At 72.5% G+C, this 21,173-nt stretch carries 15 protein-coding genes; 3 read left to right on the top strand and 12 right to left on the bottom strand.

The annotated features are described in order from the left end of the window. Positions 1-6 precede the first annotated feature (6 nt). From ACFV4F_RS20760 to ACFV4F_RS20750, 3 genes are all read right to left on the bottom strand, one after another. On the bottom strand, positions 7-1,947 hold the full coding sequence (locus ACFV4F_RS20760; protein WP_380504354.1) for a PIG-L family deacetylase: 1,941 nt from the start codon (positions 1,945-1,947) through the stop codon (positions 7-9). A 97-nt stretch (positions 1,948-2,044) separates the two neighbouring features. Then, positions 2,045-2,542 (bottom strand): hypothetical protein, encoded by a 498-nt coding sequence (locus ACFV4F_RS20755; protein WP_380504351.1) that lies wholly within the window; start codon positions 2,540-2,542, stop codon positions 2,045-2,047. 182 nt (positions 2,543-2,724) lie between these two features. Continuing rightward, positions 2,725-3,936 (bottom strand): glycosyltransferase, encoded by a 1,212-nt coding sequence (locus ACFV4F_RS20750; protein ID WP_380445826.1) that lies wholly within the window; start codon positions 3,934-3,936, stop codon positions 2,725-2,727. 187 nt (positions 3,937-4,123) lie between these two features. On the opposite strand from ACFV4F_RS20750, the gene ACFV4F_RS20745 reads away from it, so the two are divergent. Further along, complete coding sequence (locus tag ACFV4F_RS20745) at positions 4,124-4,630, top strand: FBP domain-containing protein (RefSeq protein WP_380445822.1); 507 nt, start codon at positions 4,124-4,126, stop codon at positions 4,628-4,630. Here the strand turns inward: ACFV4F_RS20745 and ACFV4F_RS20740 are convergent. From ACFV4F_RS20740 to ACFV4F_RS20700, 9 genes are all read right to left on the bottom strand, one after another. Next, a complete protein-coding gene (locus ACFV4F_RS20740; protein ID WP_380504349.1) occupies positions 4,611-5,876 on the bottom strand; it encodes an APC family permease in 1,266 nt (421 codons plus the stop codon). The genes ACFV4F_RS20745 and ACFV4F_RS20740 overlap by 20 nt on opposite strands. 45 nt (positions 5,877-5,921) lie before the next feature. Then, complete coding sequence (locus tag ACFV4F_RS20735) at positions 5,922-6,458, bottom strand: DUF2716 domain-containing protein (protein ID WP_380504346.1); 537 nt, start codon at positions 6,456-6,458, stop codon at positions 5,922-5,924. 435 nt (positions 6,459-6,893) lie between these two features. Next, positions 6,894-7,568 carry a guanitoxin biosynthesis heme-dependent pre-guanitoxin N-hydroxylase GntA gene (gene gntA / locus ACFV4F_RS20730; protein WP_380504343.1) on the bottom strand — a complete coding sequence of 225 codons (675 nt, stop codon included), beginning with the start codon at positions 7,566-7,568 and terminating at the stop codon, positions 6,894-6,896. A 58-nt stretch (positions 7,569-7,626) separates the two neighbouring features. Then, positions 7,627-9,411, bottom strand: coding sequence for a non-ribosomal peptide synthetase (locus tag ACFV4F_RS20725; RefSeq protein WP_380504342.1), 1,785 nt, complete (start codon positions 9,409-9,411; stop codon positions 7,627-7,629). Beyond that, complete coding sequence (locus tag ACFV4F_RS20720) at positions 9,408-10,655, bottom strand: MFS transporter (RefSeq protein WP_380504339.1); 1,248 nt, start codon at positions 10,653-10,655, stop codon at positions 9,408-9,410. The genes ACFV4F_RS20725 and ACFV4F_RS20720 overlap by 4 nt, the downstream gene beginning before the upstream one ends. Then, entirely contained in the window at positions 10,652-11,545 is an 894-nt protein-coding gene (locus ACFV4F_RS20715) for an alpha/beta hydrolase (protein WP_380504336.1), read from the bottom strand. Before ACFV4F_RS20715 ends, ACFV4F_RS20720 begins: the two co-directional genes overlap by 4 nt. Positions 11,546-11,560: 15 nt before the next feature. Continuing rightward, positions 11,561-17,629 (bottom strand): amino acid adenylation domain-containing protein, encoded by a 6,069-nt coding sequence (locus tag ACFV4F_RS20710; protein WP_380504333.1) that lies wholly within the window; start codon positions 17,627-17,629, stop codon positions 11,561-11,563. A 186-nt stretch (positions 17,630-17,815) separates the two neighbouring features. After that, positions 17,816-19,105, bottom strand: a complete 1,290-nt coding sequence (locus ACFV4F_RS20705) for an ATP-grasp domain-containing protein (protein WP_380504330.1) — start codon at positions 19,103-19,105, stop codon at positions 17,816-17,818. A gap of 330 nt (positions 19,106-19,435) precedes the next feature. Beyond that, on the bottom strand, positions 19,436-19,900 hold the full coding sequence (locus tag ACFV4F_RS20700; protein ID WP_380504327.1) for an ATP-binding protein: 465 nt from the start codon (positions 19,898-19,900) through the stop codon (positions 19,436-19,438). A 127-nt stretch (positions 19,901-20,027) separates the two neighbouring features. Between ACFV4F_RS20700 and ACFV4F_RS20695 the strand changes: the two genes are divergently transcribed. Continuing rightward, entirely contained in the window at positions 20,028-20,897 is an 870-nt protein-coding gene (locus ACFV4F_RS20695) for a Scr1 family TA system antitoxin-like transcriptional regulator (protein ID WP_380504496.1), read from the top strand. Continuing rightward, positions 20,894-21,082 carry a DUF397 domain-containing protein gene (locus ACFV4F_RS20690; protein ID WP_380504324.1) on the top strand — a complete coding sequence of 63 codons (189 nt, stop codon included), beginning with the start codon at positions 20,894-20,896 and terminating at the stop codon, positions 21,080-21,082. The genes ACFV4F_RS20695 and ACFV4F_RS20690 overlap by 4 nt, the downstream gene beginning before the upstream one ends. Positions 21,083-21,173: the final 91 nt, after the last annotated feature.

Raw genomic sequence — 21,173 nt, 5'->3', positions numbered from 1 at the left:
AACGGGTCAGACCGGCAGGGCCTGCCAGTCGCCGAAGGTCGTCGGCGTCGTGCCCGCGCGGAAGTACACGCGGCCGTCCGTGCCGATCGCGAAGACGTGGAGCACGCCGGCGCCGTCGACGACGGCCGACGGGTAGTCGAGGACGGTGCCGCCGAGGTCCTGCCAGGCGCCGTAGCCGGAGTTCGGCGCGGTCTGGGCGGTGGTGCTCACGCCGCCGCCCCGGTTGCGCTCGAACAGGACGACCTGGCCACCGGCCGTGGTCGCGGCGGGCTCGCCGACGCCCAGGTGGCCGCCGAGGGAGGCCGGGGACTGGCTCCACGCGCCGCCGACCTGCGTCTGGTAACTGACCAGCACGGCGCCGGTGCCGGCCTCGCGGTAGGCGAGTTCGATGCGGCCGTCCTGGTCGAGCGCGGCCTTCGGCGGACTGGCCGGCTGGGCGTTCGGGATCTGGCCCGGGCCCGCGAAGGTGCCGTTGGGCGCGCTCTGCCACCAGCCGAGGATCCCCGTGCGGGTGCTCGCGAACACCTCGATGGCCCCGGTACCGTTGCGGATCGCGGTGACCGGGTCCTGGACGTCGCTGCCGCCGTGGTCGGCCCACGTGCCCGACCACGCGCCGCCGGGGGCGGTCTGACCGGTGCGGCTGACACCTCCCCCGCCGTTCTTGACGAAGACCTCCAGCCGGCCGTCCTGGTCGTTGGCAACGGCGGGCACGCCGACCTGGTCCTCGTTGCCGAGCCCGGCGTTGGGGTTGCCGTGGTCGGTCCACGAGGACGCCCACGCCCCGTTGGGCGTGAGCTGGGCCAGGGAGACGATGCGGTGGTCGGTCAGCCGGCGGCCGAACACCTGCAGGCGGCCGTCGGCGTTGGTGCCGACCGCGAGGGCCGGGACGAGCCACCCACCCGGGTCGGCCATCCGCAGCGGGGCGGACCAGGTGCCGTCCGCCTGGCGCCAGTTCGTGTAGAGCGCGCCGCTGCGGACGACGAACACCTGCGGCCGGCCGTCCTGGTTGAGCCCCGCCCAGGAGGTGCCCCGCGACCAGCGGTAGTACATCCGGGCGTACCAGGACTGCGAGTAGTTCCCCGAGTGGTCGTGGCTGGCGTACTCGGAGACGAACACGCCCTTGTCGCCGACCGTCGCGGGGTCGAGGTTCACCGGGCCGTCGCCGATGTTGTAGTCCCGGTAGTTCACCTGGATCAGCTGACCGCCGTACTTGGCGGCCGCGAGCCCCGCGAACCGCGCGGCGGCCACGTGGTCCCCGTGGTCGGCGGAGTAGCGGCTGTCCGGGAGGTCGTCCTGGGCCCGGAGCACGGTGGGCTGGTACGTCACCATGATCTGCCGCAGCACCTCGACCACGTCCGCGGCCGTGAAGGTGGAAGGACCGGTCATCGGGCTGCCGACGGGGACGACCGTGGTGTCCGTGGCGCCGCCCAGGACACCGGCGAGCTGGGCGTCGTGCAGGTTCATGAAGACGAGGTGCACCGGCCGGTCCTTGAGGACGTACCGCTCGACCTGCTTGCCCGCGACCGTCCACGCCTCGGCCGTCCAGTGCCCCACCTCGTCGGTCGACGGGTCGGTGTCGCCGACGCCGGTCATCCGCGAATAGGCGTTGATCGCGCCCATCTGCCGGTTCCAGGTGCGCAGCGGCTCGCCGGCCGGGTCCCAGCAGACGGTGGGGCACGGGTCGCCGGTCCCGTTGCCGGCGGTGACGAACACCGTGACCGACGGCGTGCCGTTGGCGAGCGAGTTGGACAGGTCCGGGTTCATGAACAGGATGTCGTCGTCCTCGTGCGCGACGACCTGCATGAACAGCGGCCCGGAGCCGGCGGCCGGGGCGGCCGTGCTACCCGCCGCCGCGGCCGCGCGGGTCGCGGTGCCCTTGGCCAGCACGGGCACGGCCAGGGCGGTGAGTGCTATGGAGGACAGGAGTTGCCGTCGTCCGATTGCCATGTGATCCCCCCAGGATCGAGATCGGCATGTGGTCATGCCAGGGGGGAGGCTAGCGCACGGAGAGTTGACGGGAGGTCAACGGCGAGGCGGTTTTGCCTCAGGGGTAGCGGAGGTACTGGTAGGTGCAGGCGCCCTGGGTGACGGTGCCCGTGACCGTCCACCCGGCGGGGACGGGGTAGCCGTAGACGCGCCCGCCGGGCATCCAGCACACGACGTAGGCGGTGGCCCCGGCGCCGTGCGCGGCGCCGCCGAGGTAGGAGACCTGGGCGGTCTGGCCGTCGAGCGAGGCCCCGACGAGCACCCAGCCGGCCGGCACGGTGGTGTTGGCGAGGACGGCGACCCTGGCGCCGTAGGAGGCGCCGCCGAGGTACTCGATGAGCTTGTCGTGGACGGCGGTGTTGATGCCGACCACCGCCCAGCCCGCCGGGACGGGGTTGTACTGGGGAATGCGCATCTGTGTCCCGAACGGCGGGTTCACGACGCGGGCGGCCGGGGCCGCGACGGTGGCGGGGGCGGCTCCGGCAACGGTGGCGGACCCGAGGAGGGCGGCGAGGGCGGCCGCGCAAGCAACGAGGGCGGAGGTTCTTCGGCGCATGGTGGGGCTCCTCTTCATCGACGGAGGGCGCGTGGTGCACGGTTCACGCTCCGCCCCGGCGCCGCCCGCCGTCAACGCCGTCCGCCCCCTTCCCCGGGGCGCAGAGGGGCACGCGGCGGCGGATTGCCGCCGGTGCATCACGCCCCCGCGATTCGGCACTCCTCCCTTCATTACTGCCTGGATCAGTACTGCTTGTCGATCAGCCGACGTGCCGCCACCAGCGCCCCGTCCGTCCGGACCCGGCCGGCCAGTTCCCGGGCCTTCTCGACGGTCCGCGGAGCCAGGGCCCGCCGCAGCTCCGCCGTGAGGGAGTCGGCCGTCAGCTCGCCGCCCGGGTGCGCGGCGCCGATGTGGAGCTGCTCGACGCGCTGGGCGAAGTAGAACTGATCGAACATCTGCGGCACGACGACCTGCGGCGCGCCGGCCCCGGCGGCCGCGGTGGTCGTGCCCGCCCCGCCGTGGTGCACGACCGCGGCGACCCGCCGGAACAGCGCCTGTTGGTTCACCTCGCCGATCACCAGGCAGTCGGGCGCGGCCAGGTCCGCGGCCAGGTCGGCCCAGCCCCGGGCGAGGATCACGCGACGGCCGAGGACGCGGGCGGCGGCGAGCATCGTCCGGGCGGCGTCCTCGGGGGCGCGGACGCTGCCGAAGCCGACGTGGACCGGAGGTTCACCGGCGTCGAGGAACGCCGTCAGCTCGGCCGGGAGCGGGCGGTCGTCCGCCAGGGTCCACGCCCCGGTCTGCCGGACGTCCAGCTCCGACCGCCCGGGCCACGGCGCCAGCGTCGGATCGGCGGCGAGCCACGGGGTGCCGGTGAAGATGTGCCGGCTGACGTCACCGATCGGGCCGAGGCCGACGGCCTCCCGCTGGACGTTGAGCGCCGCACCCCACATGACGTTCCAGCGGTGGGCGTCGCGGTCCCACAGCGTCCGGTTGTCGACGCTCCCGTCCGCCGGCTTCTCGCCGAGCATCCCGAAGACGGGCGGCGCGTGGTGCGGCGACGGCAGCGTGATGGGCGCGAACGCGGCGTAGACGTAGCCGGCGCCCCGCTGTTCGGCGACCGAGCGCGCCGCGACGGCCAGCGCGCCGCCGCCCACGATCACGTCACACCCCTCGGCCGCCGTGCCCACGGCCTTGAACTGGTCGGCCACCGTGCTCTCGATCATCCGCCGCCGCTGTTCGGGCGTGGGCACCTGCCCGGCCGGGCGCTTCGCCGTCCCGTGCAGCAGCGGGCCCACCGGCACGTACTCGATCCCCAGCGACCGCGCCCACTCCTCGAAGTCGGGCGGCGCGCACACCACGGCCTCCTGGCCCAGCTCCAGCAACCGCAGCGCCAGTGCGACCACCGGTTGCGCCTCGCCCCGCGAGCCGATCGTGGACAACAGCACCCGCATGTTCGTCACTTCCCGTCCGTCCGCCGCGTCCCGTCACGCGGAGGTCCATCTTCGCCCGATATGGGGGCCTTGCGGCAAGATCCCCCGTGCGGTATACCGTGGAACGGGAGGGGAAACGGGCGACCCCACGCCTGCGCGCCGGAAATTGCCGCGACATCGTGCGCGTACGGGTGTTAGCTTCCGCCCCATGCAACCCCTGAACGAGACCGAGATCCGCGAATCCTTCGTCAACTGCTCCAAGGGCGAGGCCCGCCGGCTCAACCTCCCCCGGGGGCTGGCCGAACTCCCGTGGGAGCAGCTGGACTTCCTCGGCTGGCGGGATCCGGGCGCGCCCGACCGCGCCTACCTGGTGGCCCACCACGGCGGCGAGCTCGTCGGCGTCACCCTGCGGGTGCCGTCGGTGCGCCGCAGCCTCACCAAGAGCAACGTGTGCTCGTTGTGCGTCACCGCCCACGCCGGTTCCGGCGTCGCGCTGCTGGCCGCCCGCCGGGCCGGCGCCGCCGGGCGCGAGGGCAACTCCGTCGGCAGCTACATCTGCGCCGACCTGGCCTGCTCGCTGTACGTGCGCGGCCTCAAGAAGTCGACGCTGGTGACGCGTCCCAACGAGTCGCTGCCGGTGGAGGAGCAGATCGTCCGCACGGTGGGCAATCTCGACGCCTTCCTCGCGAAGGTGCTCACCGACTCCGTCGCGTAGTACCCACGGCGTAGGCCCCGGCGCCGACCGCGAGGACGGCGGCGCCGGCGGCCACCGATGACGGCGGCAGCGCGAACGCCAGCACCAGGCAGCCCGCGAGGCCGACCACCGGGACGGCCCGCGGCGGGCGGCCTTCGGCCCTGGTCAGCGTCCAGGCTGAGGCATTGGCGATCGCGTAGTAGGCGAGCACGCCGAAGGACGAGAAGCCGATCGCCCCGCGCAGGTCCGCCGTCGCCGCGACGGCCGCCACCACGGCCCCCACCGCGAGCTCCGCCCGGTGCGGCACCCGGAAGCGCGGGTGGACCGCCGCCAGCGCATGCGGCAGGTGGCGGTCGCGCGCCATCGCGAGCGTCGTCCGGGAGACCCCGAGGATCAGTGCCAGCAGCGAGCCGAGCGCCGCCACGGCCGCGCCCGCCCGCACCACCGGGGCCAGCCACGCGGCACCGGCCGCCCGTACCGCCTCCGAGAGCGGCGCACCCGCGGCGGCCAGCCGTTCGGGCCCGAGCACCGCCAGGACGGCGGCCGCGACCAGCGCGTACACGACGAGCGTGATGCCGAGGGCGAGTGGGATCGCCCGGGGGATCGTGTGGGCCGGGTCGCGGACCTCCTCGCCGAGAGTGGCGATCCGGGCGTAGCCGGCGAACGCGAAGAACAGCAGTCCCGCGGCCTGCACCACCCCGTGGAACGACGCGTCCGCACCGAGGCCGAGCCGGGCCGCGTCCGCGTCACCGGACGTCAGGGCCGCCACGACGACTGCCGCGAGCACCGCGAGCACCACGGCGACGACCGCCCGGGTGAACCACGCGGACTTCTGCACGCCGCCGTAGTTCACCGCCGTGAGCGCCACGACGGCCGCCACCGCCACGGCGTGCTCCTGCCCCGGCCAGACGTAGCCGCCCACCGTCAGCGCCATCGCCGCGCACGACGCGGTCTTGCCGACGACGAACCCCCATCCGGCCAGGTAGCCCCAGAACTCGCCCAGCCGCTCCCGCCCGTACACGTACGTCCCGCCGGACTGCGGGTACCGGGCGGCCAGCCGGGCGGACGACGTCGCGTTGCAGTACGCCACCACGGCCGCGAGCGCGAGCCCGGGAAGCAGTCCGGACCCCGCGGCACCGGCGGCCGGGGCGAGGGCGGCGAAGATGCCCGCCCCGATCATCGATCCGAGGCCGATCACGACGGCGTCGAACGTGCCGAGCCGCCGCCCGAGCCCGTCCGGCGCGTGATCTGTCGACGGTTGTCCCACGGTGCTCCCCTGTCCGCCCCCGGCTCCGGCTCCGGGGGGCGAGCGTCAGCCGACGGGCTTGCCGTCCCGGCGGATGACCTGCGGGAGCAGGCCGTCGACCTCGCCGGCGATCGCGTCGAGCAGCTCGGTGCCGAACACGCAGAGGGACTTCTCCGACGGGTGCCCGAAGACGCCGAAGCGGAAGTCCTCGGCGAGCTGGACGGAGTGGTTCCCGTCCGGGTACGGGCTCAGCGGCCACCCCTGCCACGGCTGCCCCTCGACGACGCGCGGCGTGGCCGCGCCGTCCGGCACGAGGTCCGGGCGCAGCCGGTAGGACGCGTGCGGCTGGTCGAGGAGCCAGAGCGCCTCGCCGGGCCGGCAACATCGCGCGAGCCCGTCCTGCACCACGCCGACGAGCCGGTCGAGCTTCCGGTACCCCGGGTCGTCGTCCAGTGCGTCGAGGCTCCACGTCACCGAGGACGCGGGCTCCGAGATGCCGGGAATGACGGACGTGGAGGGTCGGAAGTCGAACGCGGCCTGGAATCGGTTCCAGATCTCGCCGTGCTCGGAGTCGTTGAGTCGCCGCAGGGCCTCGGTGGTCATGGGGGTGAACTTATCAAGGACCGACCCCCCTGTTGCCACCCCTGCATGTGTCCGCAACCCGTCCCGGATTTCTCTCATAGAACCTGGTCAGCGAACGTGTGTACGGCTGCGGCACTTCACGGTACGGTGGCCGCGCCCGCGGTCTGCCGACGGCCGTGCCCCTGCAGCCGGCCGACCACCGCACCTCCGCAGCCCGCCTGACGGCAAATCCGGTGGCAACGGCCCCTGCCGGCCGGCATGGTGACGGCCATGGATTCTGCCCTCTGAACTGATGGACCTTCAACATCAGTCCATCAATGGGTAGTTGCCCACGCGCTTCGGCCCCCGACCACCCGCCCGACCGCCTGCCGCTGTTCCACCGCTTTCGGCCCGCGCCGCCAGCCGGGCCCTGTGGCCGGGCCCGGCCTCACGTCGGCGGCGCAGCTCCCGTTCGGATCATGCCCCGGGCTGCTCCGAGCGGGCCTGGAACGGGCAGCGCCACTCCCCGTCCGTCGCCATCCCGGAGTACTGGCGCGCCTCGGAGGACTCGCCGAACTCGGCGAGGTTCGGGTTGATCGAGTCCTGGAGGCGCAGTTCGCGCTCGCGGATGCGGCGCTGGAGGCCGCCGTAGACGCCGTTCTCCACGAGGCGCTTGAACTGGTGGTGCGAGTTGAACGCCAGCGCGGGGAAGGCGAACCGCCGGGTGATCCGCGACGCGTTCTCGTGCAGGCCGACGATGAAGAAGGGGTGGCCGGCGATGCTGAAGCCGAACGACGGGGATTCCGGGTCCGGGTTGGCTCCCTCCGCCCAGGGGTAGCCGCTGTCGGCGTCGAGGGCGTGGAGGTCGGCGAGCTGGCGCCACAGCAGGGCGTGGAATTCGGGCTCGGGGAGGCCTGACGGGCCGTCGAAGACGGCGACGATCGACGCGAAGTTCTGGTCGGGGCCGAGGTCGTGGGTGACGAAGTCGACCAGGGCGTCGTGCAGCGCCTCGGTGGTCGCGGCCTCGCCCATGGGTCCCACCTCGATGGGGCGCAGGCTCTCGCGGCGCAGCGCCGCCTTGGCTCCCAGGCAGGAGAAGTCCTCGCTCTCGATCCAGGCGGTCAATTGCCGGTGGATGGATGTGGTGGTCATCGGTATCTCCTCATAACGAATGACGGATCATGGGGCCGGGGCTCAGAACGGCCGGGGCTCAGAACCGCTCCATCCGGGCCGCCACCGCACGCGCGCTGCCCGCCGCCACCAGGTCGGAGGCGCGCAGGCGCCAGCCGTGCCGCTTCATCGCCCCGCTGACGCGCAGGGCGACCAGCGAGTCGCCGCCGCGGGCGAGGAAGTCGTCGTCGGGGCCGAAGTCGGGCGCGCGGAGCAGCGTGCGGACGAGGTCCAGCAGGAGCGAGAGTTCGGAGGCCTGGGCGGTGTGCGCGACGACGTCGGGCTCCGGGCCGACTGCCGTCGTAGCTGTGGCCGCGGCCGCGACGGCCCGGCGGTCGATCTTGCCCGAGGGGGTGAGCGGCAGCCGGTCCCGGACGAGGATCAGGCCGGGCACCATGTGCCGGGGCAGGCGCGCCCGCAGGTGCTCGCGGATCCCGTCGGCCGTCGGGCCGTTCGGACCGACCGAGACGACGGCGGCGAGCGTCCGTCCACCCGTCCCCGTCCCGTCGTCGATCGCCACGGCGGCGGCGGCCGTGACGCCGGGCGTGTCGAGCAGGTGCCGGTCCACCTCGTCGAGCTCGATTCGGTGGCCGCGCACCTTGACCTGGTTGTCGAGGCGGCCGAGGAACTCGACGGCGCCGTCCGGGTGGCGCAGCACGAGGTCGCCGGTGCGGTACATGCGGGCGTCGTCGTCGGCCGCCGAGAACGGGTCGGGGCGGAAGTTCTCGGCGGTGCGCGAAGGGTCGTCGAGGTAACCGTCGGCGAGCGGGGTGCCGCCGATCCAGAGTTCGCCGGGCGCGCCGGGCTCGGCCGGGCGCCGGTCGGCGTCGAGGATGTGGAGCCGCCGGTCGCCGACGGGGCCGCCGATGGGCAGGCCGGTGGTGGTCGGCAGCGGGTCGTCGGGGCGCAGGACGAGGGCGGTGCAGGTGATGACGGTCTCGGTCGGCCCGTAGCCGTTGACGAGCGTGCAGTGGCCGAGCGGTCCGGCGCGGTGGGCGTGGACGTCCTTGGTGCCGGCGCTCTCGCCGCCGATGACGACGGTACGGACACCGGCGAAGGAGACGTCCGAGCCCTGCATCTCCGCGCATAGCAGACGCCAGTAGGCCGTGGGGAGTTGCAGCATGGAGACGTCCAACTCGCGAGCACGGGAGGCCAGTTCGACGGACGGTAGCGCCCGGGCGGCGGAGTCCAGGAACGCCACCGTCCCGCCGACGGCGAGCGTGGGCCAGATCTCCTCCTGCGCGACGTCGAACCCGAGCCCCGCGAACTGCAGCACGGTGTCGCCGGGTTGGACCCCGAGCAGGTCCGCGACGCCGTGCGCGTGCGCGGCGAGCGCGTCCTGCCCGACGAGCACGCCCTTCGGGGTGCCGGTCGAGCCGGAGGTGTAGATGGCGTACGCCGCCCGGTCGGCGAGGCGCCCGACGTTCAGCTGCGCCGCCGTGCCCGCGTCCGCTCCGGCGAGCGCGCGCGGGCCGTCGGCGTCGACGAGGGCCCGGGCGCCGGATCTGCTCAGCAGCCGGTCCCGGTACTCGTCGGGCACGGCCGCGTCCATCGGCAGGAAGGCCGCTCCGGCGAGCCAGCTCGCGAGCATGGCGACGACGACGCCGGGGCCGGAGGACAGCCGGATGCCGACAAGGTCGCCGGGTCCGATGCCCAGGGCCGACAGCTCGGCGCCCGTCTTCTGCGCGCGCTCCCAGAGTTCGGCGTAGGTGGTGTCGGTGCGGGTGGTGCGGAGGGCGACGCGGGAACGGACGGCGGGGTCGGCGGACTCGGCCCGCGCTCGGATCCGGTCGGCGATCCACGGTGGGGAGGGAAAGGAAGTCATCGGGTACCCGGCTCGGAAGTCTGGAGGTTCGACGGGGGTGTGGTGGGCAGGGCGGGCCCCGGTTCGAGGCGCCGTCGCCCCGCCATGACGACCACGAAGCCCACGCCGCCGCACAGCGCCGCGAAGGCGTACGCCGCGTGCGCGCCGAAGGAGTCGGCGAGGTGGCCGCTGGCCGAGGAGCCGACCGCCACCCCGAGCCAGAGGGCCGTGGACTGCCAGGCCATCGCCTCGGTCCGGCGGGAGGCGGGAACGCCCTCCCCGACCAGCATCATCGCGGCGATCATCGCCGGGCAGGAGCTCGCCCCGGCCACCAGCAGCACGATCCCGGCGGCGAGGAAGCTGTGCACGAGGAGCATCGGCAGGATGCCGACGGCCATGATGACGGTCGAGACGCGAAGGATCTGCGCCAGCGGCGCCGGCCATTCCCGCGCGCCGTACACGACGCCGGCCACCGAGCTCCCGATCGCGTAGATCCCGAGCAGCACGCCCGCCATGAAGTTCTGTTCCTCGGCGCCGGAGAAGGCGACGGTGGCCATGTCGACCGAGCCCCACATGCCGCCGAAGCAGAGATTCACGCCCGCGACGACGGCGACCGGCCCGAGGAACAGGGCGCTGCCCGTGACACGGTTGCCGGGCCGCCGCCGGGGCTCGGTCCGGCCGCTGAGCGACAGCAGGACGCTGCCGCCGCACACGAGGACGAGCGATCCGATGATGCCCGCCGTCGGGTTCACACCGACGGCGAGGGAGGTCGCGACGACCGGGCCGGCGATGAAGATCACCTCGTCGACCAGCGATTCGAGCGCGAAGGCCGTCCCCTTGAGCGGCGAGCTCTCCAGCAGTCCGCTCCACCGCGCCCGCACCATCGAGCCGATCGCGGGCGTGGCCGCGCCCATCACGGCCGCCGTCACGAACAGCGTCCACAGCGGCATGCCGGTGTGCAGCGCGCTCACGACGAACGCACTGCCGCTGACGCCACACACCGCGGCGCAGGACAGCAGGACCCTCCGCTGCCCCACCCGGTCGGCCAGGCGCGCCAGCTGCGGTGCGGCGACGGCGTACCCGATCGCGGCGAGGGCCGACAGGGCGCCCGCGGTCCCGTAGTCGTGCCGCGTCTCGGAGACGAAGAGCAGGATGCTGATCCCGGTCATCCCGATCGGGAACCTGGCGAGCATCCCGGGGATGAAGAACCCCCACGCACCGGGCGTGGACAGCGCCTTCCGGTAGCGGTCGATCCCGAGCGTCACGGCGTCGGCCCGGCGGCGACGCCGGTGACGAACGCCGCGATCAGCCGGGTGAGCGCGTCCGGCTCCTCGAACTGGACGGCGTGGCCGGTGTCGAGCTCGTGCACCTCCAGGTCCGGGTGCGCTTCGAGGAAGGCGCGCACGCGGGCGTTGTCGACGAGCTTGTCGCGCCGGCCGAAGACGGCCCGCACCGGGAGCCGCCCGATCCGTGCGTAGTCCTTCTCGGAGGCGACGGCGATCTCCTCCCAGGCGTCGACCGTGCCGACGGTGACGTGCCCGAGCTTGAGCCGGTCGGCGTCGATGGCGGCGAGCCAGTGCGCGTCGTCGGTGAAGTCGCCGGGGCGCAGCGGGATCTTGATGAACGGGCGGCTCGGTTCGACGCCGAGGTCGAGCACCTCGACGACGTCGAGGGCGGCGTCGATGGAGCGGTCGAGGACGTCGTTGTACCGCTCGTTGAAGAAGAAGCCGGGACAGACCATCAGCAGGCTGGCGAGAACGGTGCGCTCGGCGAGGCGGGCCGCGACGACGGTCGCCACCTGGGCCCCGAAGCACCAGCCGGCCAGGTGGATCCTGGTTCCGGGGCGGGCCGCACGGATGCTGTCGAGGAGGCGGGCGACGTCCTCGACCGCCAGGTCCCCGGCGGGGATGTGTCCGCGCACGGCGTTGAGCCCGGAGCCGCGCAGGTCGACGGCGAGGAAGGCGACGCCGGCGCCGAGTTCGGCGAGGCGGGTGCCGAGGGGCGCCTGCCAGCCGGAGTGGCTCATGCCGCCGTGCAGCATGACGACGAGGTCGGGGGCGGTCTCGGCGCCCCACACCCGGTAGTGGGTGAGGTAGCCGTCCGGCTGCTCGAAGGTGCGCACGCCTTCCTGGGCGCTCTGGTCGATCGTTGTCACGGGTTCTTTCCTCTCTCAGGTGGACGGGTTCTGCCGCGCGCGGAGGTCGTCCGTGCGGGTGCGGATCTCGTCGGTGACGTCGTGGACCCGGCCGGTCGGGCGGGCGGCGATCTGGGCGAGGACGGCGGAGTAGAGGCGGGCCAGGTCGTCCAGCGCCGCCTGCGGGAGCCGCCGTCCGTCGGCGTTGAGGGTGATCTCCAGCGCGGCGCGGGCCGGGTCGCGGCCCACGGTGGCGAGGAGCGGGGCGTCGGTGTGCTCGAACCACCGGACGTCGGTGAGGTACGCGCGATCGGCGGCCACGTCGGAGTAGGCCGGGAAGTCCGTGTAGTTGAACAGCGCTGCGTAGCGGGGCTGTTCGGGCGCCGCGCACCGCCGGTGGGCCAGCACCTGCATCTCGGACGCGAACACCTCGTCGATCAGCTCGGGCCACGTCTGCCCGTCGACGCGCACCCGGTGCGGCTGGAAGTTGAGGAACATCCCGACCAGCGCCTCGGCGCCGTCCGTCTCGGGTCGGCCGTGCGTGAACACCCCGCTGACGACGTCCTGCTCGCCGGTGACGAGCGCCAGGACCCGCAGGTGGGCCGCCAGGAGCACGTGCTTGAGCGGGTGCCCGGTGCTCCGGGCGACCTCGCGCAGCTCGGCCTCCTGCGCGGCCGGGACGACGACGGTCGCCTCCGCCCAACGCGCGTCGCGACCGTCGGACGGATAGCCGGGCAGCGCCGTCCCTGGGTGTCCGGCGAGGACGTCCCGCCAGAACCCCTGCGACTCCTCCGAGGCGCGGGCGGAAGCCTCCGCCTCCACGTAGGCGCGGAAGGAACCGGGCTGCGGCCACTCCACCGGCGTGCCCGTGTACGCGAGCAGGAGGTCCCGGACGAGCAGCGACAGGCTCCAGCCGTCGACGATCGCGTGGTGGAAGCCGAGCGAGAGGACGAAACGATCCTCCGAGACCCGGTGGGCGGCGAACCGCAGCGGCGGCCGGTCCCAGGCGAAGCCGGAGCCGCGCTCGCGCTCGAACCAGGCGCCGGCCGAGCCGTCGTCGTACACGGTCAGGTCGGGCTCGGCCGAGGCGTGGACGAGCTGCCGCCGCGCGTCCAGGTCGAACGAGGTCCGCAGGGTCTCGTACGCCTCGATCATGCGCCGCAGCGAGGCCCGGAGCAGCGGCTCGTCCAGCGGCAGGGCGACGGTGTACGCGAAGACGTCGTGGTACGCGGACTGCGCCGGGTCGCGCCGCGTCGCTTCGAGCATCCGCAGCTGCGTGGCCGTGAGCGGGTACGCGTCGACGACGCCCTCCGGCAGTGGCCCGGTCGCGGCGGCACTCTCCGTCACCTGCACCGCCTCGATGACGGGCGTCTGCCCCGCCAGGCGACGGACGAGGGCCCGGACCGTCCGCGCCTCCATCACGTCGCGCATCGCCGCGCCGGGGAACACCTTGCGGAGCTTGACGAGGATGCGGATCGAGGTGATCGAGTCGACCCCGGCGTCGAGGTAGTTCTCGTTCGCCCCGACCGCCTGCCGGCCGACCGCCTTCGCGATGATCCCGGCGACGGCGAGCTCCGTCTCGTCCTCGTCGCCGCCCGCCGCTTCGCCGGCCGCGTAGCGCCCGAGGGCCGCGAGGAAGTCGTCGACGAACGCCTCCGCCGTGGCGGTCTTGATCCGGGACGGGTCATGGCACACGGCGATCTCCGTGGCGTCCGCGAAGTGGTCCCGGTGGACGTGGACGAGCACCGGGAAGCTGGTGAGCTCGAAGTAGCGGGCGCTCGCGATCGTCACCGGGCCCTCCTGCGCCGCCGCCTCGCCGGCTCCCTCTACTCCGCCCGCTCCGCCCGCTCCCGCCGCGTACGCGTGGAAGTCGGTGTAGTTGAAGACGACGTCGAAGAGCGCTCCCCCGTGCTGCCGCTCGATGTCGGCGAGCGGGTACCGCTGGAGCGGGATCAGCTCGCGCTCGCGCGCGAAGACCGCGGCCGGCAGCGCCGGGTCGTCCGCCTCGCCCACCTCGACGGGGAACGGCAGGGTGTTGAGGAACAGGCCGACCATTTCGCTCCCGCCCGGGATCTCCGGACGGCCGTTGCCGACCAGGCCGGCGATCACCCGGGAGGCGCCGCTGAGCTCTGCGAGCGCGGCGCAGTGCGCGGCCAGGTAGAGCGACTTGAGCGGCAGTCCGAGGGCGGCGGCGCGCCGGCGCAGCCGGGCTTCGAGGTCGGCCGGGACGATCCGCTCGACCGCCGCGGTCTCGATCTCCTGGCCGGGCGACGGACGGCCTGCGACGAGCGTCGCGGCGTGGCCGCCGAGCAGGCGCCGCCAGGTGGCCCGGTCCTCGGGCCGCTGCGCGCTCTCGCGTTCCAGCGCCACGTACGTGCCGTAGCTCGGCGCCGGAGCCGGCACCCGCCCGCCGGGGAGTTCGCCGCACCGCCGCCGGATCTCTTCGACGACGAGTGCGACGCTCCACCCGTCCAGGATCAGGTGGTGGAACGAGACCGCCAGGTTCACGCGGTCCGCGCCCCGCACGTGGACGCAGAAGCGGATCGGCGGCCGGGCGAGGTCCAGGGGCCGGTGCTTCTCGGCCTCGATCCAGTCCTCAACGGCCTTGTCCTGTGCGCCGGAGGGCAGCTGGGAGACATCCACGAACTCTACGGCCGGCAACGCCTCCGCGAGGATGATCTGGAGCGTCTCCTCGTAGTTCTCCAGGTCGAAGTACGACCGGAGTTGGGCGTGCCGGGCGACGGTCTCACGGATGGCACGGGCCAGTTGCTGCGGGTCGGTCACGCCCGCGAGCTCGTAGTCGAAGATGTCGTGGTAGACGGGCGAGTCCTCGTCCAGCAGCGAGTGGTAGATCATGCCGGACTGGAGCTTGGTGAGCGGCCACGCGTCGACCGCGTCGGCGGGCAGCAGGGCCCGGTCCTCGTGCGCCACGAGCGCGAACGCGGGCGTGACGGCCGCCTCGGCTGCGCCGCCCCGGGTGAGCGTAGCGGCGAGCTCCCCGAGCGTCGCGTGGGCGAACACGTCGCGCAGGCCCACGAGGTAGCCGGCCGCGCGCAGGCGGGAGGAGACGCGCAGGGCGAGGATCGAGTCGCCGCCGAGCGCGAAGAAGTTGCTGTCCAGACCGACCGGCTCGGCCAGGCCGAGCACCTCCTGCCAGGCGCGGGCCACGGCACGCTCGGCGTCCGTGGCGGGTGCGGGGCCGGGGCTCGCGGTCTCGGCGGCACCCGCCGTCGGCGCGGGCAGCGCCCGGCGGTCGAGCTTGCCGTTCGGCGTCGTGGGCAGGGCGTCAAGCCCCACGAGGTACTGCGGCACGAGGAACTCCGGCAGCAGCTTGCGCAGCCGGGCCCGCAGGTCGTCGGCGTCGAAGGCCTGGCTGACGACGTACGCGGCGAGCGCCTGCGCGGGCCCCGACGAGTCCACGACGACGGCCGCGTCCTGGACACCGGGCAGGTCCCGCAGCACGGCGGCGATCTCGTCGGGCTCCACGCGCAGCCCGCGCAGCTTGACCTGGTTGTCGATGCGGCCCAGGTACTGGATCTGCCCGTCCGGCAGGAAGCGCGCCAGGTCACCGGTCCGGTAGAGGCGCGCGCCGGGCGCGGTGCCGTACGGGTCGGCGACGAACATGCGGGCGGTGAGCTCGTCGCGCCCGTGGTACCCGGTGGCGACGGCCACGCCACCGATGCACAACTCGCCGGGCACGCCCACCGGTTGGAGCCGCAGGTCCTGGTCCAGGACGTACAGCCGCACGTTGGCGATCGGCGTGCCGATGGGGACGATCTCGCCCGGGTAGTCGGTCGTGCAGGGCCAGTGCGAGACGTCGATCGCGGCCTCGGTGGGCCCGTACAGGTTGTGCAACTCGCAGCCCGGGAGCGCGGCGTCGAACACCTCGATGGTCTTGCGCGGCAGCGCCTCCCCGCTGCAGACGACGCGCTTGAGCGAGCCGCAGTGGCCGGCGAGGCCGTCCGTCTCCAGGAACACGTTGAGCATGGAGGGCACGAAGTGCACGGTCGTGACGGCGGCGGAGCGGATGAGCTCCTTCAGGTGGTCCGGGTCCCGGTGCCCGCCGGGCTTGGCCACGACGATGGCGGCGCCGGTCATCAGCGGCCAGAAGAACTCCCACACCGACACGTCGAAGCTGTACGGGGTCTTCTGCAGGACGCGATCCTCGCCCGCGAGGGGGAAGGCGGACTGCATCCAGTGCAGCCGGTTCGCGAGCGCGTCGTGCCGGTTGACGACGCCCTTGGGCTGCCCGGTGGAGCCGGAGGTGTAGATCATGTAGACGGGGTCGGCGGGGCTCGACTCCCGTACGGGGTCGACGTCGTCCTCGTGCCACGACTCCGGACCCGACAGGACGAGGACGTCCGCCGTCACCTCACCGAGCGCCTCGCGGTGCCGCTCCTGGGTGAGGATCAGCGGCAGGTCCGCGTCCTGCACCATGAAGGCGATCCGGGCGGCCGGGTACTCGGGGTCGATCGGGACGTACGCGCAGCCCGCCTTCACGATCGCGAGCAGCGCGACGACCATCTCCACGGACCGTTCCATGAAGACGCCGACGAACGGCCCCTTCCCGCTCGCCGCGAGCTCCCCGCGGATCCGGTGCGCCACCCGGTTCGCCCGCCGGTTGAGCTCGTCGTACGTGAGGTGCTCGCCGTCGAACGCCACGGCGAGCGCGTCCGGGGTCCGCCGGACCTGCTCTTCGATGACGTCGACGACCGTCCCGGCCGGGTATTCGGCCCACGTGGCGTTCCAGTCGTCGAGGATCAGCCGCCGGTCCGCCTCGCGCGTCATCGACGCCGCGCCCACCGGGGCGTCGACGCCGGCGGCGGCCAGCGAGGCCAGGAGCTGCGCGTAGTTCCGCAGGATCCGTCCGGCGGTCTCGCGCGTGAAGAGGTCGGTGTTGAACTCCAGCTCGAACGCGTACGCGTCGTCGGCCGCCTCGACGTACAGCATCAGGTCGAACTTGGCGGCCGTGCGGCGGACCGGGCGGTACTCGGCGACCGGGCCGGGCCCGAGGTCGAGCGCGGGCCGGCCGCCGAGCAGCGTGAGCATCGTCTGGAACACCGGGTTGTGGTCGCGCGGCCGCTCGACCCCGAGCGCCTCGACCACCTTCGGGTACGGGGTGTCACCGTCGTCCAGCAGCCGCTCGGCTGCCTCCTGCGCGCTGCCCAGCACCGTGCGGAAGCTGTCGTCCGGGTCCACGGGGACGAAGAGCGGCAGCGTGTTGACGTAGCAGCCGACCTCGTCCAGGTCCTCGGCGCCCGGCCGGTTGAGCACCGTGGTGCCGACGGCGAACCCGTCCTGGCGCGTGTACCGGTTCAGCAGCACGGCGTACGCGGCGAGGAACACCGGGAACGCGGTACTGCGGCACTCGCGCGCGCACTCCTTCAGCAGCGGCTCGACGTCCGCGCGCGGGACGGTCACCGTCAGGCTGTCGCCGCGGAAGGTCTGCACGGCGGGTCGCGGGCGGTCGAGCGGCATGCCCAGCAACTCCGGGCAGTGGGCGAGGGATCGGCGCCAGCGCTCGACCTTCTCGGCCTGGTCGGCGGTGGCGTCGGCCGTGCGGCTCGCCGCGACGAACGCGCGGAACGCAGCGCCGGCGGCGGGCCGTTCCGGGATGCGTCCGTTCGCCGTGAGCGCGCGGTAGTTCTCCCCGATCTCCTCCAGGACGAGATGGATGCTCCAGTCGTCGATGACGATGTGATGAGCCGTCAGGGAGAGGAGCCAGAGGTCGCTCGGCAGCGCCACGAGGAGGGTGCGCAGCAGCGGGGCCGCAGCGAGGTCGAACGGCTGCCGGTGGTACTCGGCGAGGAGCTCGTCCGCCTGAACGCGGGCCTCGGCCGGGGCGGTTGTGCGGAGGTCGGCGAAGGTCGTGCGGTCCGGAGCGGAGTCGTACACCCTGGCCCGTGGGCCGTCCGGGGTTTCGAGGAACGTGGTGCGGAGGGCGTCGTGCCGGAGGACCGTCGCGTGGACGGCCCCGCGTAACGCCTCCGGATCGAGCGGGCCGCGTATGTCGAAGGCCACCGATTCGTTGTAGGCCGGTTCGTCGAAACCGGCGAGCTCGTGGAAGAGCCAGAGGCTTTCCTGGGTGTGGGAGAGCATGCGCATGCCAGATTGAGGGATCGCGGCCATACCGCACTCCAAAGTCGGGGCAGGGCTTCAGCCCGTGGGCGTGAATTTGCTGTTGTGCACAATCACGGCGTGCTGCAGCGGAGTTGCCGCCACCGGCCGGAACCGGGGCAGGCCACTCCCACGCCGCACCAGGTCGACGTTCGGACGGGTCCCGCCGCTGCCCTACGAGGCGTCGGCGGACCCGTGGAACGGGTCGAACACCTCGTCGTAGGGGCGGAGGATCGCGTCCAGCGTTTCGGGCGCCGCCGCTGCGTCCGGGCCTTCGGCGACGGGCTCGGTGGTGATCACCACGTGGGCGGCCGCCTTGCGGGCCAGGGCCACGGCCGTGTCGACGTCCTCGGCGTGGACGACGACGAGCCCGCAGCGGTCGTCCGACCAGCGGAGCTCGGACACCACCCCACCCGGCCGGACGCTCACGACGACGTCCACGACGCCTTCGACGGCCTTCGCCGCGTCGACACCGGTCACGGACGTGACGACACCCGGGTCGGCAGTGAGGAAGCGGACCGCCGCCGCACCGCGCGCCGGGTGGAGGCCGTCGAGCGGAGAGCCTCGGCCGGCCAGCCGAAAAGCGGCTTCCTCCATGTCGATTCCGTACACCAATTTCACGAGATCGTTGATGCGGTCGCCACCGCGCCGGGTGTGCGATTCGATGATGCGCGGTCCGTCGGCGGTCACGATCACCTCTGTGTGCGAGGGACCGTCCTGAAGGCCGACCGCGTCGAGCAGGCGAATCGTCACATCACTGATCTCCGAGAGTTCGATGTCGGAAATGGGCGCGGGAATGACGTGCCCGACTTCGACGGTCCCGCCGTCGGTGTCCTTCGCGGTGACCGCGACGACGGTGTGCCGCCCGGCCTCGGAAAAGGCCTCGACACTCAGTTCCGGGCCGACCAGGAGCTGCTCGACCTGAAATTCACCGAGCCCGAACTCCTGGCACCAGGCCCACACGTCGTCGACCTCGCCGAGCGATGCGATCCGCCGCACCCCGAGACTGCCGGACCCCATCGTCGGCTTGACGATCGCGGCACCGTGCGCCGCGACGAACGCGCGCAGCTGCGCGTGGGTGGGGTTCAGCTCGAAGGGCACCGCGCCGATGCCGCGCTCGTTGAGGAGCGCACGCATGGCCGACTTGTCGTGCAGCAGCCGGGCGGTGCGTTCCGTCGTGCCGGCGATCCCGAGCAGCGAGGTCAGGTGGCCCGCGACGAGCTGGGCCGCCTCGGTCTGGGTGACGATCCGGTCGATCGGGCCGAGCTCGTGCAGGGCCCGCGTCATGGCGACGGCGGAGGGCACGTGCTGATAGTCCACCAGAACGAGCTGACGACAGAACGGAATAACCGCCTGGTCGAATTGCGAAGGCTTCTGGAGGTAAACGACGTCGACATCGGCCGACGTGGCCTTCGGAACAATTCGAATGCTGTCCCCGATGATGAGGACACGAGGCTTTGCCACGAGCTTTCCCCCGGTCTGACCGCGCCCACTCATGCCGCTCGCGACACTAGCACAGGGGCAACGGGGGCTGGTAGGGACGGACTTGGCGATTGACGTTTCTTTACTCGTCACCGTACTTACCGGCTGGTACTTCTTCGTTTTCGCTGGTCAATGGTCCGGCTCGGGGAACCGGACCGAATTGATCACCGAGAGGGAGTAAGGGTCGCGGTCGGATTCCGCTGGGGCGAATGGTGCGGGCGGTGATGGGCGAGAGGGGAGAGCCAGATGAGGAGAGCGAGGACGAGGGCGATCGGGAGGACCGTGCAGGCGGTCGCGGTGGCGGGGGTGACGTCAGGCCGCATCGGCGCCGCCGGCGGGGAGGTCGAGTTCGACCCAGACGGTCTTGCCGTTGGGGTGGCGCGGGATCGTGCCCCAGCGGTCGGCGAGCGCGTCGACGAGCGTGAGGCCGCGCCCGGACTGGGAGTTGGACGTGAGCCTGACCGGGAGGACGGGGAGGCGGTCCCCTCGGCAGTCGGACACCTCGATACGGAGGGTGGTGCCCCGGCGCACGGTGGTGGTGAGGCAGAGGTGGAGCTCGAACCCGCGCCCCGGAACACGGCCGTGCGTGATCGCGTTGGCCGCGAGCTCGCCGACGACCAGGAGGGCGGCGTGGTACGCCTCGGTGGCCGTCAACTTGAGCCGCCAGGCGGCGAGTTGACGGCGGGCGATCCGGCGTCCGATCGCCGCGCCCTTGGGGGTGGCGGTGAGGACGGAGGTGTGGGAGCGGGGATTGTCGAGGGGGGTTTCGGACTTCATGAGCAAAAGCGTGACGGCAGAGACGTACGCTGACCATGGCCGGAACAGGCACGGAGAGTGCTTGTGTGGCAGCGGATTGTCGCCTGTCACCTCTGGCGGGCGTGATCGGATCATAGGGGTGGTCACCATGGGTGGAGTCCGGGACGAGGACTCGACGACGACGATGCCGGAGGAGGAGGGCGAGGTCTCCGACTTCTTCCGCGCCATCGGGAAGCAGATCAAGCTGCTGCGCGAGCGGGCCGGCTTGACCCAGAAGGAACTCGGCGAGAAGGTCGGCTACGGCGAGCACCTGATCGGCGCGGTGGAGCGCGGAAAGCGCACCCCGCAGCCGGAGTTGCTGGTCGCCCTCGACAAACTCCTCAACGCCGGTGGCCTGTTGGCCGTCGCGGCGGAGGACGTGGTCAAGGCACGGGCGAAGGCACGGATGCGGCACCCGCACTGGTTCCGGGGCTACGCGGCATTGGAGGTGGACTCGGTTGAGAATCACAACTACGCCACGCTCGACGTACCTGGCCTACTCCAGACCGAGGAACATGCCCGTGCTGTCTACGCAATGAGGCAGCCGCTTCTGTCCGAGGAGGTGATCGAGATGCGGGTGGCTGCACGAATGGAGCGCCAGGCTGTGCTTACCCGATGGCCACGGGGGATGTTCAGTTGGGTGATCGACGAGAGCGTGCTGCGCAGGCCTCTGGGCGGCTGGGATGTACACACGGCCCAGCTACATCGCATCCTTGAGGTCGGACGGACCCGAGGCATGGTGATCCAGGTGCTTCCACTGGACAGGACAGAACACGCGGGCATGGGCGGCCCGTTCATCCTGATCACCCCCAAAGGGCGTCCTCAGCACGCCTACATCGAGGTGCAGACGAGCAGTAGGCTGATCACCGACCCGGACGAGGTCCGGATCATGAACGCGCGATACAGCACCCTCAGGGCGCAGGCCCTTAGCCCTGAGGAGTCCATGGCCTTGATCGAGAAGATCCTGGGAGAACGATGAGCACCGACCTGGCATGGTTCAAGAGCAGCTACAGCGGCAATGAGGGCGGCGAGTGCATCGAGGTCGCCGAGACCCCCGGCGTCATCCACGTGCGCGACTCCAAGGACAAGAGCGGCCCGCAGCTGGCCTTCGATCCGGCCGCGTGGAAGGCGTTCGTCGACTTCGCCGCGACCGCCGAGGCCTGAGAGGGTGTTCGATAGGGGAATCCCCCCAACTGTCCGGCTTTCGCGGGCTCGGCACGGACGCTGTTCCAGGATCCTGTAGCGGCCGGGCCCG

Origin of the sequence: Kitasatospora sp. NPDC059722 (assembly GCF_042733235.1) — a bacterium.
Classification (GTDB): domain Bacteria; phylum Actinomycetota; class Actinomycetes; order Streptomycetales; family Streptomycetaceae; genus Kitasatospora.
The sequence above is the reverse complement of the archived record's forward strand: the minus strand, read 5'-3'. Positions and strand labels throughout refer to the sequence as shown.

Bases quoted from the DNA above. Each gene is read 5' to 3' on its own strand.
- ACFV4F_RS20735 (WP_380504346.1), bottom strand. From the start codon at position 6,458: ATGACCACCGAGGCCCTGCGGCGACTCAACGACTCCGAGCACGGCGAG.
- ACFV4F_RS20700 (WP_380504327.1), bottom strand. From the start codon at position 19,900: ATGAAGTCCGAAACCCCCCTCGACAATCCCCGCTCCCACACCTCCGTC.
- ACFV4F_RS20745 (WP_380445822.1), top strand. From the start codon at position 4,124: ATGCAACCCCTGAACGAGACCGAGATCCGCGAATCCTTCGTCAACTGC.
- gntA (WP_380504343.1), bottom strand. From the start codon at position 7,568: ATGACCACCACATCCATCCACCGGCAATTGACCGCCTGGATCGAGAGC.
- ACFV4F_RS20710 (WP_380504333.1), bottom strand. From the start codon at position 17,629: ATGCGCATGCTCTCCCACACCCAGGAAAGCCTCTGGCTCTTCCACGAG.
- ACFV4F_RS20750 (WP_380445826.1), bottom strand. From the start codon at position 3,936: ATGCGGGTGCTGTTGTCCACGATCGGCTCGCGGGGCGAGGCGCAACCG.
- ACFV4F_RS20695 (WP_380504496.1), top strand. From the start codon at position 20,028: ATGGGTGGAGTCCGGGACGAGGACTCGACGACGACGATGCCGGAGGAG.
- ACFV4F_RS20755 (WP_380504351.1), bottom strand. From the start codon at position 2,542: ATGCGCCGAAGAACCTCCGCCCTCGTTGCTTGCGCGGCCGCCCTCGCC.
- ACFV4F_RS20760 (WP_380504354.1), bottom strand. From the start codon at position 1,947: ATGGCAATCGGACGACGGCAACTCCTGTCCTCCATAGCACTCACCGCC.
- ACFV4F_RS20725 (WP_380504342.1), bottom strand. From the start codon at position 9,411: ATGACTTCCTTTCCCTCCCCACCGTGGATCGCCGACCGGATCCGAGCG.
- ACFV4F_RS20690 (WP_380504324.1), top strand. From the start codon at position 20,894: ATGAGCACCGACCTGGCATGGTTCAAGAGCAGCTACAGCGGCAATGAG.